Raw genomic sequence first — 14,921 nt, 5'->3', positions numbered from 1 at the left:
CGGCCACACCCGTACGTCCGCCGTGCTCCCGTCCGGGGTGGTCGGCTCGTCCAGGCAGCTGCCCGTCCGCAGGTCGAACGCCTGCTTGTACATGGGGGAGGACAGCACCGGCACGCCCTCCCGGCTGCCGAGGATGCCGCGCGAGAGGACGAACGCCCCGCTGAACGGATCGCGGTTGCCGACGGCGTACACCTCCCCGCCGCGGTCCCGGAAGACGGCCACCTGCTCCTCGCCGACCAGCACCGCCACGCCCCGCCCGGGGACGAGCGCCTCCCAGTCGCAGACGGACCGCCAGCCGGTCCCGTCGTGGATCTCCACGGTCATCGTGTACGCACCTCCAGTGCGGCGCCGGCGACCACCGGCGGAAGGGCCGGCCCGGCCGGGTGCGGCGGGGCGGGGCGGATCTGGTCCCGCTCGGGGACGAAGCGGACGGTGGGGTCGGGGGTGCCGGGGGCGTTGGCGAAGGACGCGAAGCGGCGCAGCCGGTCGGGGTCGGCCAGGGTGGCCGCCCACTCGTCCTCGTACGTCTCGATATGACGTGCCATCAGCTCGTCCAGGTCGGCGCAGATGCCCAGCGCGTCGGCCATGACCACCGCGCGCAGGTGGTCCAGGCCGCCCTCCAGGCGCTCCAGCCAGGGCGCGGTGCGCTCCAGCCGGTCGGCGGTGCGGATGTAGAACATCAGGAACCGGTCGATCGTGCGGATCAGGGTCTCCCGGTCGAGGTCGGTGGCGAGCAGGTCGGCGTGGCGCGGGGTCGTGCCGCCGTTGCCGCCGACGTAGAGGTTCCAGCCCGCCGAGGTGGCGATCACCCCGAAGTCCTTGCTCCGTGCCTCGGCGCACTCGCGGGCGCAGCCGGACACCGCGGACTTCAGCTTGTGCGGGGCGCGCAGGCCCCGGTAGCGCAGCTCCAGCTCGATGGCGAGACCCACCGAGTCCTGCACCCCGTAGCGGCACCAGGTCTCGCCGACGCAGGACTTCACGGTGCGCAGGGCCTTGCCGTAGGCGTGCCCGGACTCGAAGCCGGCGTCCACCAGGCGCTTCCAGATCACCGGCAGGTCGTCCACCCGGGCGCCGAAGAGGTCGATCCGCTGCCCGCCGGTGATCTTGGTGTAGAGGCGGAAGTCCCGGGCGATCTCGCCGATGACGATCAGGCCCTCGGGGCTGATCTCCCCGCCGGGCACCCGGGGCACGACCGAGTACGAGCCGTTGCGCTGGAGGTTGGCCAGGAAGTGGTCGTTGGTGTCCTGGAGGGCGGCCTGCTCGCCGTCCAGGATGTGACCGTTGCCCAGGCTCGCCAGGATCGAGGCGACGACGGGCTTGCAGACCTCGCAGCCCTCGCCGGAGCCGTGCTCGTCGACCAGCCGGGAGAAGCCGGTGATGCCCTTGACCCGGACGATCTCGTACAGCTCGGCGCGGGTGAGGCCGAAGTGCTCGCACAGCCCCCGGGCGGCCGCCACCCCGCCGGCCGCCAGCTCCTCGGACACCACGGTCTTCAGCGTCGGCACACAACTGCCGCAGCCCGTACCGGCCCTGGTGCACTTCTTCACCTCCGGGACGGATGCGCAGCCCCGGTCCCGCACGGCCGCACGGACCTCGCCCTTGGTGACGTGGTGGCAGGAGCACACGACCGCCTCGTCGGGCAGCGCCACCGGCCCGGCCGGGGCGCTCGCGGCGGCCGGCAGCACCAGCTGTTCGGGCGGTGTGGTCAGCGGGGTGCCGCTGACGGCCAGCGGGCGGAGCGTTCCGTACGCCTCGGTGTCGCCGACCAGCACCCCGCCGAGCAGGGCGCCGTCGGCGCCGATCACCAGCTTCTTGTACACGCCCTCCCGGCTGCTGGAGTACAGGACGTCGAGCGCGCCCTCGGTGGTGCCGTGCGCGTCGCCGAAGCTGGCCACGTCCACGCCCAGCAGCTTGAGCCGGGTGGAGGTGTCGGCCCCGGTGAAGGAGCCCGTCCCGCCCGTGAGCTCGCGCGCGGCCGCCTCGGCCATGGCGTAGCCGGGGGCGACGAGCCCGTACACCCGGCCGTCGGCGGCCCGCGCGCACTCGCCGACGGCCAGCACGGCGGGGTCGGAGGTCCGGCACCGCTCGTCGACGACGATCCCGCCGCGCTCGCCGACGGCCAGCCCGCAGGCGCGGGCCAGTTCGTCGCGCGGCCGCACCCCGGCGGAGAACACCACCAGGTCGGCGGCGAGCCCGGTGCCGTCGGACAGCGTCAGGCCGCGCACCCGGCCGTCGTCGCCGGTGTCGATCCGCCCGGCGCCCGTGCCGGTGTGCACGACGACGCCCAGCTCCTCGATCTTGCGGCGCAGGACCGCGCCGCCGCCCTCGTCCACCTGAAGGGCCATCAGCCGCGGGGCGAACTCCACCACATGGGTCTCCAGCCCCATGGCCCGCAGCGCGCCCGCCGCCTCCAGCCCCAGCAGCCCGCCGCCGATGACGGCGCCCATCCGGGCGCCCGCCGCGTCGGCCCGGATCGCCTCCAGGTCCTCCAGCGTCCGGTACACGTGCGTGCCCGGGGCGTCGTGCCCCGGCACGGGCGGCACGAAGGCGTACGAACCGGTGGCCAGCACCAGCGCGTCGTAGGGGACGCGCAGCCCGGAGGCGGTGGTGACCTTCCGGGCGGCCCGGTCGACCTCGGTCGCCGGCTCGCCCAGCCGCAGCCCGATGCCGTGCTCGGCCAGGAAGCCCTCGGGGCACAGGGCGAGCTCCTCGGCGGAGGTCCCCGAGAACCACGAGGTCAGCCGGACCCGGTCGTAGGCGGGCCGGGTCTCCTCGGCGAGCACGGTCACCCGCCACCCGGCCGTGCCGCCGGCCCGTTCCGTCCGCCCGGCCCGTCCGGCTCGTTCGGCCAGGGCTTCCAGGAAGCGCTGGCCGACCATGCCGTGGCCGACCAGGACCAGCTCCTTCGTCGTCATCGGGACGCTCCTCGGGTGATCAGCAGGGAAAGGGGGTCCGCGGGCAGCGGTTCGTCCCGCTCGTAGGCCCGGGAGAGGGCGCAGGCCGCGGCCGGGTCGCCCAGGAGGATGCCGCCGACCAGGCGGTCGCCGCGCAGCACGAGCTTGCGGTACGCGCCGCGGGTGGCGTCGGCCAGCCGGAGCACGTCGAGCCCGGGATCGGCCTCGCCGCCCTCGCCGGTCTCGCCGAACGCCGCGTACTCCAGGGGGCCCGCCGTCAGCCGGGCCGGCGGGCGCGAACCGCGGTACACCGCGCCCGGGTCCGCGCCGGAGAGCCGCGCCGCCAGGACGTCGGCCTGGTCCCAGGCGGTGAGGGCCGTGCCGTACGCGGTGCCCCGGTGCTCGGCGCAGTCGCCGATCGCGTGCACACCGGGCGCGCAGGCCAGGGCGTCGTCGACGACGACCCCGGCGCGGACGGGCAGACCGGCCGCGCGGGCGAGCCCGGTGCGCGGCCGCACCCCGCAGGCCAGCACCACCAGGTCCGCGTCCAGCACCCGGCCGGAGGCCAGTTCCACCCCGGTGACCGGACCGGTGCCGGGCAGCGCGCGGGCCCGGCTGCCGACGCTGACCGCCACGCCGAGCGCGCCGAGCCCCTGCCGCAGCAGGGCCGCGGCCGGTCCGTCCAGGTGCCGGCCGGCCAGCAGCGGCGCCCGTTCGACGATCTCCACGGGGAGCCGGTCCGGGCGCCGTGCCGCGCCGCCCCCGCCCGGCACGGTCAGGGCCCGGGCCGCGCTCACCCCGAGCACCCCGCCGCCGACGACGACCGCCCGCTCCGCGGCCGCCGCGGCGACGGCCAGCCGACGGCAGTCGGCGAGGGTGCGGAAGACGTGCACGCCTTCCCGGAGGGCGCCGCCCGGGCCGCGCAGGCCGCGGACCGGCGGCAGGACCGGCTCGGCCCCGGTGGCCAGCACCAGCTCGTCGTACGCGGCGCTGGTGCCGTCCGCCAGCCGCAGGACGCGGGCGGTGGGGTCCACCGCGGTCACCTCGCGGCCGGTGCGGACGACCGCCGAGCCGTACGGCAGGGTGAGCGCCGCCGCGCCGTAGCGCCCGGTGAGGACGTCCGTGAGCAGCACCCGGTTGTACGGGGCGGCCGGCTCGGCGCCGTAGAGGGTCACCTCGCCCCGGCCGCCCAGCGCCTGGTACCGCTCGGCGAAGCGGGCGGCGGCCATCCCGGCGCCCACCACGGCGACGGCGCCCCCGGCGGGGGCCCGGCCGCTCACCGGGCCGCCTCCGTGGCGGCGGCCCGCTCCACGCGCACCGCGCACACCTTGAACTCGGGCATCCCCGACACCGGGTCGAGGGCCGGGTTGGTGACCGAGTTGACCCGCCCCTCGCCGCCCCAGTGGAACGGCATGAAGACCGTGTCCGGCCGGATGGTGTCGGTCACCCGGGCCGGGGCCACCGCCCGCCCGCGCCGGCTGCTGACGGCCAGCAACTGCCCCTCGGCCACCCCGAGCCGCCCGGCGAGCGCCGGGTGCAGCTCCACGAACGGGCCGGGCGCGGCCTCGGCGAGCTCCTCGACGCGGCGGGTCTGCGCCCCGCTCTGGTACTGCCCCACCACCCGGCCCGTCGTCAGGAACAGCGGGAAGTCGGCGTCCGGCTCCTCGGCCGCCGGGCGGTGCGCGACGGCGGCGAACCGGGCCCGGCCGTCCGGGGTGGCGAAGCGGTCCAGGAACATCCGGGGCGTCCCCGGGTGTGACTCCTCCGGGCAGGGCCAGAACACCCCGTCCTCGGCGCCGATCCGGGCGTAGCTGATGCCCGAATAGTCCGCCGGGCCGCCCGCCGAGGCCCGCCGCAGCTCCTCGAACACCTCCTCCGGGTCCACCGGGAAGCCCTTCGGCACGCCCAGCCGGCCGGCCAGCCCGTGCAGTACCGCGAGGTCGTCGCGGACGCCCGGCGGGGGGTCGACGGCCCGCCGGCGCAGGATCACCCGGCCCTCCAGATTGGTGAGCGTGCCGGTCTCCTCCGCCCACTGGGCGGACGGCAGGACGACGTCGGCCAGCCGGGCGGTCTCGGACAGTACGAGGTCCGCCACGGCGAGGAAGTCCAGCGCCCCCAGCCGCTCGGTCACATGGGCCGCGCGGGGCGCGGACACCACGGGGTTGGAGCCCATCACCAGCAGGGCCCGCACCCCGTCCGGCCTGCCCAGGCGGTCCAGCAGCTCGTAGGCCGACAGACCGGGGCCCGGCAGCCTTTCGGGGTCCACGCCCCACACCGAGGCGACGTGCGCCCGGGCCGCCGGGTCCTCGATCGAGCGGTACCCGGGCAGCTGGTCGGCCTTCTGCCCGTGCTCCCGCCCGCCCTGGCCGTTGCCCTGCCCGGTGAGGCAGCCGTAACCGGACAGCGGCCGCCCCGACCTGCCGGTCGCCAGGCACAGGTCGATCCACGCGCCGACGGTGTCCGTGCCCTTGCTGTGCTGCTCCGGGCCCCGCGCGGTGAGCACCATGCCCTCCGGGGCGCCGGTGAACATCTCCACGGCCGCGGCCAGTTGTGCCGCGGGCACCCCCGTCAGCCGTTCCACCCGCTCCGGCCAGTGCGCCATCGCCGCCGCCCGGGCCGCCTCGAACCCCGTCGTGCGCCGGGCGATGAAGTCCTCGTCCAGGTGCCCGTCCGCGACGACCAGGTGCAACAGCCCCAGGGCCAGCGCGAGATCGCCGCCCGGCAGCGGCTGAAGGTGCAGATCGGCCAGCTCGGCCGTCCGGGTCCGGCGCGGATCGACGACGATCAGCCTGCCGCCGTTCTCCCGCAGCTCCCGGAAGTAGCGCAGCGCGGGCGGCATCGTCTCGGCCGGATTCGCACCGACCAGGATCACACAGCCCGTGCGGGCGACGTCCGCCAGCGGGAAGGGCAGGCCCCGGTCGAGGCCGAACGCCCGCCGGTGCGCGGCCGCCGCGGACGACATGCAGAACCGCCCGTTGTAGTCGATGTTGGCCGTGCCCAGCACCACCCGGGCGAACTTGCCCAGCAGATACGCCTTCTCGTTCGTCAGCCCGCCCCCGCCGAACACCCCCACGGCGTCCCGCCCGTGACCGTCCCGCGCGGCGGACAGGCCCGCGGCGGTCCGGTCCAGCGCCTCGTCCCAGGAGGCGGGCCGCAGCTCGCCGCCCGGCGCGTCGCGCACCAGCGGCCCGGTCAGCCGGACGCCCGGCCGCAACACCGCCGGGGCCGTCCGTCCCTTGCCGCACAGGGCCCCCAGGTTCACCGGGAACTCCGGCCGCTCCAGGACCTCGACCGGGGCCGCGCCGGTGTCCGTCGCGCGCAGCCGCATCCCGCACTGCAGCGAGCAGTACGGGCAATGGGTGTCGGTGGTCGTCATGCCCAAGAGCGTCGCCCCCGCCCGTGTCGGGGCCGATTCGGCGGTGTTGCCGCCGCGGTACACGATGCTCACGCGCCGGCCCGGCGGGCGTGGGCGGTACGACATCCCGCGTAACACCGGCCGGGTGTTCGCTAACCCTCGTGTGACGGAGGCGCAACGAGGTGGAAACCCCGCGGGCGGACCATGCGCTCCATGGGAACTGGCGCCACCACCGCGGTAGCCGGACCGCTGGCCGGCTTCGTCATAGGAGTGACCGCGGACCGGCGACGCGACGAACTGAGGACACTGCTCGAACGCCGGGGAGCCCGGGTGATCGAGGCCCCCGCCATGCGGATCGTCCCCAGCGAGGACGACGTGGCGCTGCGCCGGGCCACCGAGGCGTGCCTCACCCGGCCGCTCGACTACGTGGTGGCGACGACCGGAGTGGGCTGGCGCGGCTGGATGAGCGCGGCCGAGGGCTGGGGGCAGGGGGCGCGCCTCGCCGAGCTGTGCCGGGGCGCGACGGTGGTCAGCCGGGGGCCCAAGGCCACCGGCGCCGTACGGGCCAGCGGGCTGGCGGAGGCGTACTCACCCCGCACCGAGGCGTGCGACGAACTGCTGTCCTGGATGCTCGCCCGGGGCGTGCGCGGCCGCCGGATCGCGGTGCAGGAGCACGGCGCCCCCTCCGAGGGGTTCTCCGCCACGCTCCGCGACCACGGCGCGCAGGTGATAGAGGTACGGGTCTACCGGTGGGCGCCGCCGCCGGACCCCGAGGCGGTACGGCGGCTGGCCGAGCAGACGGCCCGCCGCGAGGTGCACGCCGTGACGTTCACCAGCGCGCCGGCGATCGGCTACTTCCTGGAGTCCGCGCGCGTGGCCGGACTGCGCGACGAGGTGCTCGCCGCGCTGCGCGAGGCCGTGGTGCCGGTGTGCGTCGGACCGCTGTGCGCCCGGCCGCTGGAGGACCTCGGGGTGCCGACCGTCAGGCCCGAGCGCGGCCGGCTCGGCGCCCTGGTCCGCACGCTCACCGAGACCCTGCCGGCCCGGGGGCGGCGGGAGTTGCGGGCCGGCGGCCGGGACATGGTCCTCCAGGGCAGCGCGCTCCTCGTCGAGGGCGAGGGCGTCTGGCTGCCACCGGTGCCGGCGGCGCTCCTGCGCGCCCTGGCCGAGCGGCCGGGGCGGGTGCTCAGCCGCCACGACCTGCTGCGCCGGGTGTGGGCGGACCCGCCGCCGGACGAGCACGCCGTCGAGGCCGCCGTGGCCAGGCTGCGGCACGGGCTCGGCGCGTACGCGGGCCTGGTCCGCACGGTCCCCAAGCGGGGGTACCGGCTGGCGGTGGACGCCTGAGCCGGGCGGGACCGAGGCCGGTGTACGGGGTTGAGGCTGCCGGTACGGGGTTGAGGCCGGTACGGGGTTGAGGCCGGCCGCCCGCGCGGTCACGGCGCGCGGGCGGCCGGCCCGTTCGGAGGCCCCGCCCGGAGGCGGCGGGCCGGCCCACCGGGGGAGTGGACCGGCCCGCGGTTCCGGACGGCCCGTCACGCGCGAGGGCGTGCCGGGCGTACCGGGGACACGGTGGGCGTCAGACGCGCCGGAGAGCGTGCCGGATTCCCCGATTTCCCCGGGCGCGGCCAATGAATCGGAGAATTCTCTTCCGAATTCGCGCGTCCCGCGCCTGCCGCGGATTCGATCGATCCGGCCGTACCGGCCGCGGGTCTCCCATGGCCGGCGGCATGCTGCCCCCCTGATAGCCCCCGATCGCCCGCGGACACGCCTTCCGGCGCGCCCTGCAAGGGACATTCCCAGCGGCGCCCGCCATGTGTCAATGCATGCTTCCGTTGATTTTTCCGGCCCCGGAGTAGAAATAATTTTCCCCTCGGGCCCTGCTTGACCGGCCGGTTGACCGGGAGTAGAAAGCGAGGTGTTTCGCGGCGGCTGCCACCCTGTCCGGCAGTCGCTGTTCCGCTTTTCCGCCGGTCCGTAAATGCGCGAGGGGGAAATTCATGGGAATCCGAGTGGTCGTCGATATCTTCTCCGGGCGTCCCAATCCGTCCTGGGAGATCCAGGACCCCGACGAGGTGCACGAGTTGCTGGAGCTCGTCGCGCGCAACCGGGCCGCCGTCGCGGAGGTGGCCAGCGGTTTCACCGGACTGGGCTTCCGGGGCGTCCAGGTGGAGCTCACCGACGACCTGGACACCGCCGGGCTGCCGCCGAGGTTCGAGCTGGCCGGGGGAGGCGGCCGGGACCCCTACGCCGGTGCCGAGATCGCCGAACGGCTGGTACGCACCATGCCGACCACCGGGGCGGGCTCCTCGGGGAGCCGGGACGCCGACGACACCGGGAACTCCGGGGAAACCGCCGGCTACCCGGAGGAGTTCCTTGAATCCGTGTGCGAGGAGATCCGGCGCACCGCGCGCCGGGGCGCGGGCGGCGCGACCACGGTCGAGCCCCACGACGAGGACGGCGGGAGGGGCCCGGTCGAGGCCGAGGGGCAGATAGCCTCGCTGGGCGACGGGGCGGCGCTCGCCTGCGCCTATGACGTGACCCCGTTCAACCCGGCCTTCTGGAACGCCCCCGACACCCAGCCGCACAACAACTGCTACAACTTCGCGGTCAACCGGCGGACGAACACCTTCGCCCAGCCCGGCCGCGCCCACGGCTACACCATTCCCGGCACGGTGCGCTGCAACGAGGTGTCCACCGGGGCCCTGCGCGACGGGCTGCGGGTCTGGGGCAACTGCCAGCCGCCCGGCACGCTGCGCTATGTCGTCGCGCTGGTCACCGGTACCTTCCCGGGCGGCTTCCGCGACTACCACTGGTACCGCCTGCACCCCGGGGGCATCTGGGCCCACAAGCCGGGCAGCACCCCGGCCCGTAACACCGACAACTCCGGCCGTGTGATCACCGATCCGTACACCTGCGACCGCAGGCCGTACAGCGAGTGGTGCGGGCTCTTCCAGTCGCACAACTCCGTCGTGATCAACTGAGCCCGGCCGGCGTTCACGGCACGGGGGCCGGGGCGGCCGGGGAGGGGGGAACCGCTCCTCCCGGGGCGCCCGTCAGCCTCCCGAGCCGCCGTCGACCTCCACCACCTGGCCGGTCACATACGCGGCCCGCGCCGACACCAGGAAGGCGACCACGTCCGCCACCTCCTCCGCCCGCCCGGCCCGGCCCAGCGGGATCCGGTCGAGGTGCCGCCGCGTCACCGCCTCCGGCAGTTCCGCCGTCATGTCGGTGGTGATCAGGCCGGGGGCGACGACGTTCGCGCGGACGCCGTACCTGCCGCCCTCCTTCGCGAGGGAGCGGGTGAAGCCGATGATCCCGGCTTTCGACGCGGCGTAGTTGGCCTGCGCCGCGTTGCCGTGGATCCCCGCCACGGACGACAGGGTGACGATCGCCCCCGTCCGCCGCCGCATCATCGGGAAGACGGCCGCGCGGCAGACGTGGTACGTGCCGTGCAGATTGGTGTCGATCACCTCGTGCCATTCCGCGTCGGACATCAGGGGCAGCGGCCGGTCCCGGGTGATGCCGGCCGAGGTGACGACGGCCGACAGCGGGCCCAGCTCCCGCGCCGCCTCGGCGACGAACCCCCGGGCCCGGCCGGCGTCCGCGACGTCGACCCGCCGGGCGAGGACGCGGGCCCCCGCCGCCTCGGCCGCCTCGGCGGCGGCGTCGGCCGCGTCGGAGTGCGCGTGGTAGCAGAACGCGACGTCGAAGCCGTCCTCGGCCAGCCGCAGGACGACGGCGCGGCCGATGCCCCGGGAGCCGCCCGTCACCAGGGCCACCGGCCGGCCGGGCGCGTCGCCCGCCCGGTCGTCCGGCGCCGTGCCGGGCCACGCGCTCATCCGGCGGACCGCCCGGCGACCCGGTCCCGCACCAGCTCGCTGACCCGCCGGAACGAACCGAGCCCGGCGAGCTCCGCGTCGTCGATACGGATGCCGAAGTGCTCCTCCACGCGGACCGCTATCTCCAGCGAGATCAGCGAGTCGACGTCGAGGTCCTCCTTGAAACGGGCGTCGTCGGTGACCTCCTCGACGGGCAGTTCCACCGCGCCGGCCACGACGGCCCGGAGCTCCTCGACGTCGAGGACGGAGGACGGGGGCTGTACGGACATGGGTGACTCCTCATGCATCGTCAGGTGTACGGACAGGGTTTTCGGATGAGGCCCTCGGACACGGCCCCGGAACGGGACTCTTGGACAGGTCCCTCGGGCACGGCCTTCGAACACGGCTGCCGGTTACGGACGTCGAACGCGGCTCGGTACGGACGTCGAACGCGCCCTTCGCGTACGGTCTCCGGCCGGTCCCGTACCGGTCCCGGCCGCCGCCCCGGTCTCACGGCCGGCCCCGCGCGCCCGTCAGGAGCAGCGCCGCCACCGCGTCGTCCCCCGCGCGCCCGGCGGTGGCGAGCACCGCGCCGCCGCGGCCGCCGTCGAAGTGGGCGACCGCGGCCGCGCACTGGAGCACCCCGAGAGCACCGGCGCAAAGGCCCAGGCGGGACTGGAGGTCGAAGGGGGCCGCCCCGGCGGCGGGGCCCTCGTCCAGGGGCGCCGTGACGGCGCCGTCCGCCGCCCCCTCCGTGAGCCACAGACCCACCGTCCCGGCGGGCCGACCGGCGGTCACGGCCGCCACCGCTGCCGCCCTGCCGGACGCGCGCGCGTAGCCGCCGACCGTGGCCCGGGGACGCGCCCCGCGCGCCTCCGCGCCCGTGCGCGACTCCAGGACGAGGGCGACGGCGCCGTCGAACACGGGGGCGCCCAGCAGCTTGGTGACGGCGTCGCCCGAGGGCTCCACGCCGACGACCACGGCGGCCTCGGCGCGCCCGGCGGCGATCGCGCCGCGCGCCCAGTACACCGCGTCGAGCCCGCTCGTGGGGCCGTTGCACAGGGTGATGTTCGGCCCGCGCAGCCCGTGCCGCATGGCGACCGCCCCGGCCGTGACGTTGCTCGACGTCCGGGGCAGCCCGAGCGGGCTCAGCCCGGTGACGGTGTCCCGGGCGATGACGTCGGCGAACTCGCAGACGCTGTCCAGGATGCCGAAGTTGGAGGACACCAGGACGGCGGTGCCGTCCCCGTCGCCGCCGAAGCCGTCCTCGCCGTACAGGCCGGCGTCGCGCAGCGCGGGCTCGGTGGCGCGCAGCGCGAGGCGGGAGCCGCGGTCCTTGTGGCGCATCTCGCGGCCGGTCAGCCCGGTGTGCGGGTCGAAGCCGCCCTCGCGTACGGCGCCGAGGAGTTCGTCCGGCAGCGTCAGCCCCGGGACGGCGAGCCCCACGCCGGTGACGACGACCTCGCGGGGCGCGGGCCGCCCGGGCCGTCGGGACCGGTGGAGCCGCGCGGGCCCCGGACCCGCCGGCGCCACCCGCGCCGGGCCCCCGTTCGACCCCCTCCGCACCGTGCCGTCGTGGCCGTCGTGTCGCTTGTGCCCGTCGTGCCTCATGGTGTCGCCTCCAGGATCGCCGCCGCGTTGATCCCGCCGAAGCCGAACGCGTCGACCTGGGCGATGCCGATCTCCGCGGCCGCCGCTTCGTGCCGGACGAGCCGGAGACCCGCGGCCTCCGGCACGGGGTCGGTGAGCCCGAGCACCGGCGGCACGGTGCCCCGCCGGGCCGCGAGCGCCGCCACGACCAGGCTCAGCAGCCCCGAACCGCCCAGCGTGTGCCCGGTCATGGACTTGATCGCGGTCATCAGGGGCCCGGCGCCCGGCTCGAAGATCCCCGCGAGCACCCCGGCCTCGGTCGTGTCGTTCTTCGGGGTGCCGCTGCCGTGCAGCATGACCAGGTCGACGTCCTCCGGCCGCACCCCGGCGCGCCGGTACGCGTCCCGCAGCACGCGGGTGATGCCCGCCGGGTCGGGAGCCGTCGGGTGATGGGCGTCGCAGTTCACGCCGACGGCCCGCAGCCGGGCGTGCGCCCGCTGCCCGGGGCCGGCGGCCCGCCGTACGACCACGGCCACCGCGCCCTCGCCCATCAGCATGCCCTTGTGCGACCGGTCGAAGGGGCGCAGCGCGTCGGGAACGTCGTTCTGCACCCGGTCCAGGGTGCCGAAGGCGCTCTCGCCGATGGCGTCCGTGCCCGCCACCACGACGGTGTCGGCCTCGCCCGCCTCGATCAGGTCGGTGGCCATGGCCAGGGCGTAGAGGGCGGCCGCGCAGGCGTTGGCGAAGGTGTAGGTGCGGACGGCGCCGAAGGTCTCCCGCAGCGCCGTGCCGAAGTACAGGTCGGCGGTGCCGAGCGGAGCGCCCCGCCGCCACCACAGCTCGGCGCTGCGCTGCTCCTGGAGCGTGGTGCCGACGAGTACGGGCACGTCGCCCAGGTCGCCGGGGTGGCCCGCGTCCGCCAGGGCCTGACGGACGGCCGCCTTGAGCCACCGGGTCGCGCGGCCCGGTTCGTCGACCCCGGGCCGGGCCCGGTCGTCGATCTCGTACGCCCGCTTCGCCCGGTACCTGTCGGTGTCGAAGGCGCGGAGCCCGGCCGGCCCGCCCCGGCCCGCGCACAGCGAGTCGAAGATCTCCCCGGGGGTGGTGCCGATGCTCGCGACCGCGCCCATGCCGACGATGTCCCAGCTCATGACCGCCCCACCTGCTCACGGAGCTTGTAGGCGGCCGGCTTGCCGGTGGTAGTCGAAGGCAGCACGTCGACGAACTCGAAGCGGCTGGGGCGCTTGTAGGGCGCGAGCCGGGCGCGGACCGAGGCGCGGACGGCCCGCCGTACGGCCTCCCGGTCGGCGCCCGGCTCGGTCACGGTGAAGGCCACCGAGCGCTGGAGCCCGTGCGGGTCGGGGGTGCCCACCACCACGCAGTCCGTGACGCCGTCGATCGAGCGGACCACGTCCTCGATCTCACCGGGCGCGACCTTGTAGCCGCCGAGGTTGAGGATGTCGTCGGCGCGGCAGAGGTAGACGATGCCGCCGTCGGGGTTCCGCCGGACGAGGTCGCCGGTGTAAGCGCCGCCGTCGGCGAACGTGGTGCCGTCGGCGTCCGCGCGGTCGAGGTAGCCCAGGGCGACCGTGGGCCCGCTGATGTGCAGCCGGCCGTCCGTGCCGTCGGGCACCGGTACGCCCCGGTCGTCGCGGACGGTCACGGTCACCCCGGGGACGGGCAGCCCCGCGAGGCCGTGCATGGGCGGCGCGGCCGGGGTGGCGACGGCCACGTGCATGACCTCGGTGGCGCCGAGGCAGTTCATCACCCGCGCGCCGAAGGTCTCCTGGACCCGCAGGCTGAGCCCGGCCGGGCAGTTCTCCCCGGCGGTCAGGCACAGCCGCAGCGACCCGGACACCTCGGTTCCGGACGGTGGAAGGGCGTCGAGCAGCCCCGCGTAGAGGCGGGGCACCGAGCACAGGACGGTCGGACGGTGCCGGCGCAGGGCGGCGGCGACCGCCCGGGGGTCGACGGCGCCGCGCAGCAGGACGGCGCTCGCCCCGGCGGCCAGCGTGCACAGCAGGGAGCTGCCGAAGCCGTAGCCGAAGGACATCCGGGCGGTGGACAGCACCACGTCGTCCCGGCGGAGGCCCATCACCTCGCCGAAGCCGTCCAGCACGGCGGCGATCCCGGCGGCGGAGTGGCGCACACCCTTGGGCCGGCCGGTGCTGCCCGAGGTGTACTGGACCAGCGCCTCCCGGTCCGCGGGCCGTGCGGCGGCGGGGGCCGCCCCGCCGGGCCGGTAGGCGCCGGTCGCCCGCCCGGTGCGCAGCCCCTCCCGCACCTGCTCGCCCGTGCACAGGGGCAGGCCGGCGAACGCCTCCGCCAGGGAGCGCTCCCGGGCCGCTCCGACGTCCAGGTGGACCAGGGCCGCCGCGCAGTCCCCGGCGATGAACCGCAGATCGGCGTCGGCGTGCAGCGGGCTCACCGGCACGGGCACACAGCCGTGCCACCACAGGCCCAGCACGGCCGCGGCGGTGGCCACAGAGTCCTCGGCGACGATCAGACCGCGGCGGCCGGGCGGTACCCCGCGCGCCCGCAGCGCCTCGGCGTAGCCCCGCGCCGCCTCGTGGAGCCGCGCGTACGACACCTCACCGGCGTCGGGGTCCGCATAGGCGGTCCGCTCGCCGTGCCCGGCCGCCAGATGGCCACCCAGTAGACGGTCCGTCAGCGAGGGGCGGGCCGCCGGGGCGGCCGGTGCGGCGGCCGGTGCGGCCGGGGCGTCCCCGTGCGCCGGGCCCGCCGCCGGGGAGCGCTCGCCCGCGGCCTTCGCCGCCAGCAGGACCGCCGCGTCCCGCACGCTGTCGACGGCCGCCGTCTCCTCGTCGGTGAGCGCGATCCCGAAGGTCTGCTCGATGCGCGCCGCGATCTCGACCTTCTCCAGGGAGTCCACCTTGAGCTCCTGGTGGAACGAGGCGTCGGCCGGTACGTCCCGCACATCCAACTCAAGGACGAACGCCACTATTTCGCGAAGCCGGTCACCGGCGTCGGATTTCCGCACGGGTGTACTCCTTATCGGGTGGTACGGCTACCGGTCACGGCATTGCCGGAGCTCTCCGGAGGACTTTCCTGACACTAGCGAGGCGGAATTCCGGTATCGAGGGGGTGGCGGGGCAGTACGTCAGGTCCTCGGCCGCCGGCGCGGGGGCCCGTGCCAAGGGCGTCATGCCTGGCCCGAGCGGGTGAACGGGTGTGCGGACGAGTGGACTTGACGGGCTATGCGGCCGCCGATGGCCGTACGGGCCCCGGCGCGGATAACGT

At 75.9% G+C, this 14,921-nt stretch carries 10 protein-coding genes and 1 pseudogene; 2 read left to right on the top strand and 9 right to left on the bottom strand.

Going from position 1 to position 14,921, the window contains the following annotated elements; all coding sequences use genetic code 11:
- From nirD to AF335_RS26600, 4 genes and pseudogenes are all read right to left on the bottom strand, one after another.
- A pseudogene (gene nirD, locus AF335_RS35970) lies at positions 1–324 on the bottom strand (nitrite reductase small subunit NirD); the annotation flags it as partial.
- Entirely contained in the window at positions 321–2,915 is a 2,595-nt protein-coding gene (gene nirB, locus AF335_RS26610) for a nitrite reductase large subunit NirB (RefSeq protein ID WP_102920975.1), read from the bottom strand. The pseudogene nirD and the gene nirB, both read right to left, overlap by 4 nt.
- Positions 2,912–4,174, bottom strand: coding sequence for an NAD(P)/FAD-dependent oxidoreductase (locus tag AF335_RS26605; protein WP_280524647.1), 1,263 nt, complete (start codon positions 4,172–4,174; stop codon positions 2,912–2,914). The genes nirB and AF335_RS26605 overlap by 4 nt, the downstream gene beginning before the upstream one ends.
- The gene (locus AF335_RS26600) at positions 4,171–6,270 is read right to left on the bottom strand and encodes a molybdopterin oxidoreductase family protein (protein WP_102921184.1); all 2,100 of its coding nucleotides are present in this window, start codon (positions 6,268–6,270) and stop codon (positions 4,171–4,173) included. The genes AF335_RS26605 and AF335_RS26600 overlap by 4 nt, the downstream gene beginning before the upstream one ends.
- A gap of 192 nt (positions 6,271–6,462) precedes the next feature.
- On the opposite strand from AF335_RS26600, the gene AF335_RS26595 reads away from it, so the two are divergent.
- Positions 6,463–7,596 (top strand): uroporphyrinogen-III synthase, encoded by a 1,134-nt coding sequence (locus tag AF335_RS26595; protein WP_102921183.1) that lies wholly within the window; start codon positions 6,463–6,465, stop codon positions 7,594–7,596.
- Between the two features lie 653 nt (positions 7,597–8,249).
- Positions 8,250–9,233, top strand: a complete 984-nt coding sequence (locus AF335_RS34240; RefSeq protein ID WP_146045624.1) for a hypothetical protein — start codon at positions 8,250–8,252, stop codon at positions 9,231–9,233.
- A gap of 72 nt (positions 9,234–9,305) precedes the next feature.
- Here the strand turns inward: AF335_RS34240 and fabG are convergent, their stop codons facing one another.
- From fabG to AF335_RS26565, 5 genes are all read right to left on the bottom strand, one after another.
- Positions 9,306–10,091 carry a 3-oxoacyl-ACP reductase FabG gene (gene fabG, locus AF335_RS26585; protein ID WP_102920973.1) on the bottom strand — a complete coding sequence of 262 codons (786 nt, stop codon included), beginning with the start codon at positions 10,089–10,091 and terminating at the stop codon, positions 9,306–9,308.
- Complete coding sequence (locus AF335_RS26580) at positions 10,088–10,360, bottom strand: acyl carrier protein (protein WP_102920972.1); 273 nt, start codon at positions 10,358–10,360, stop codon at positions 10,088–10,090. The genes fabG and AF335_RS26580 overlap by 4 nt, the downstream gene beginning before the upstream one ends.
- A gap of 220 nt (positions 10,361–10,580) precedes the next feature.
- Positions 10,581–11,681 carry a beta-ketoacyl synthase N-terminal-like domain-containing protein gene (locus AF335_RS26575; protein WP_102920971.1) on the bottom strand — a complete coding sequence of 367 codons (1,101 nt, stop codon included), beginning with the start codon at positions 11,679–11,681 and terminating at the stop codon, positions 10,581–10,583.
- Complete coding sequence (locus AF335_RS26570) at positions 11,678–12,811, bottom strand: beta-ketoacyl synthase N-terminal-like domain-containing protein (protein ID WP_102920970.1); 1,134 nt, start codon at positions 12,809–12,811, stop codon at positions 11,678–11,680. The genes AF335_RS26575 and AF335_RS26570 overlap by 4 nt, the downstream gene beginning before the upstream one ends.
- Positions 12,808–14,661 carry an AMP-binding protein gene (locus tag AF335_RS26565; RefSeq protein WP_244927167.1) on the bottom strand — a complete coding sequence of 618 codons (1,854 nt, stop codon included), beginning with the start codon at positions 14,659–14,661 and terminating at the stop codon, positions 12,808–12,810. Before AF335_RS26565 ends, AF335_RS26570 begins: the two co-directional genes overlap by 4 nt.
- Between the last annotated feature and the right edge of the window lie 260 nt (positions 14,662–14,921).

The sequence above is a fragment of the Streptomyces eurocidicus genome, from assembly GCF_002891295.1.
Lineage (GTDB): Bacteria > Actinomycetota > Actinomycetes > Streptomycetales > Streptomycetaceae > Streptomyces > Streptomyces eurocidicus.
Note: the sequence above shows the minus strand (reverse complement) of the source record. Positions and strands in the feature narration are given on the sequence as shown.

Excerpts from the sequence above, each read along its gene's own strand:
- nirB (WP_102920975.1), bottom strand. The coding sequence starts at position 2,915 with ATGACGACGAAGGAGCTGGTCCTGGTCGGCCACGGCATGGTCGGCCAG.
- AF335_RS26600 (WP_102921184.1), bottom strand. The coding sequence starts at position 6,270 with ATGACGACCACCGACACCCATTGCCCGTACTGCTCGCTGCAGTGCGGG.
- AF335_RS26595 (WP_102921183.1), top strand. The coding sequence starts at position 6,463 with ATGGGAACTGGCGCCACCACCGCGGTAGCCGGACCGCTGGCCGGCTTC.
- AF335_RS34240 (WP_146045624.1), top strand. The coding sequence starts at position 8,250 with ATGGGAATCCGAGTGGTCGTCGATATCTTCTCCGGGCGTCCCAATCCG.
- fabG (WP_102920973.1), bottom strand. The coding sequence starts at position 10,091 with ATGAGCGCGTGGCCCGGCACGGCGCCGGACGACCGGGCGGGCGACGCG.
- AF335_RS26580 (WP_102920972.1), bottom strand. The coding sequence starts at position 10,360 with ATGTCCGTACAGCCCCCGTCCTCCGTCCTCGACGTCGAGGAGCTCCGG.
- AF335_RS26575 (WP_102920971.1), bottom strand. The coding sequence starts at position 11,681 with ATGAGGCACGACGGGCACAAGCGACACGACGGCCACGACGGCACGGTG.
- AF335_RS26570 (WP_102920970.1), bottom strand. The coding sequence starts at position 12,811 with ATGAGCTGGGACATCGTCGGCATGGGCGCGGTCGCGAGCATCGGCACC.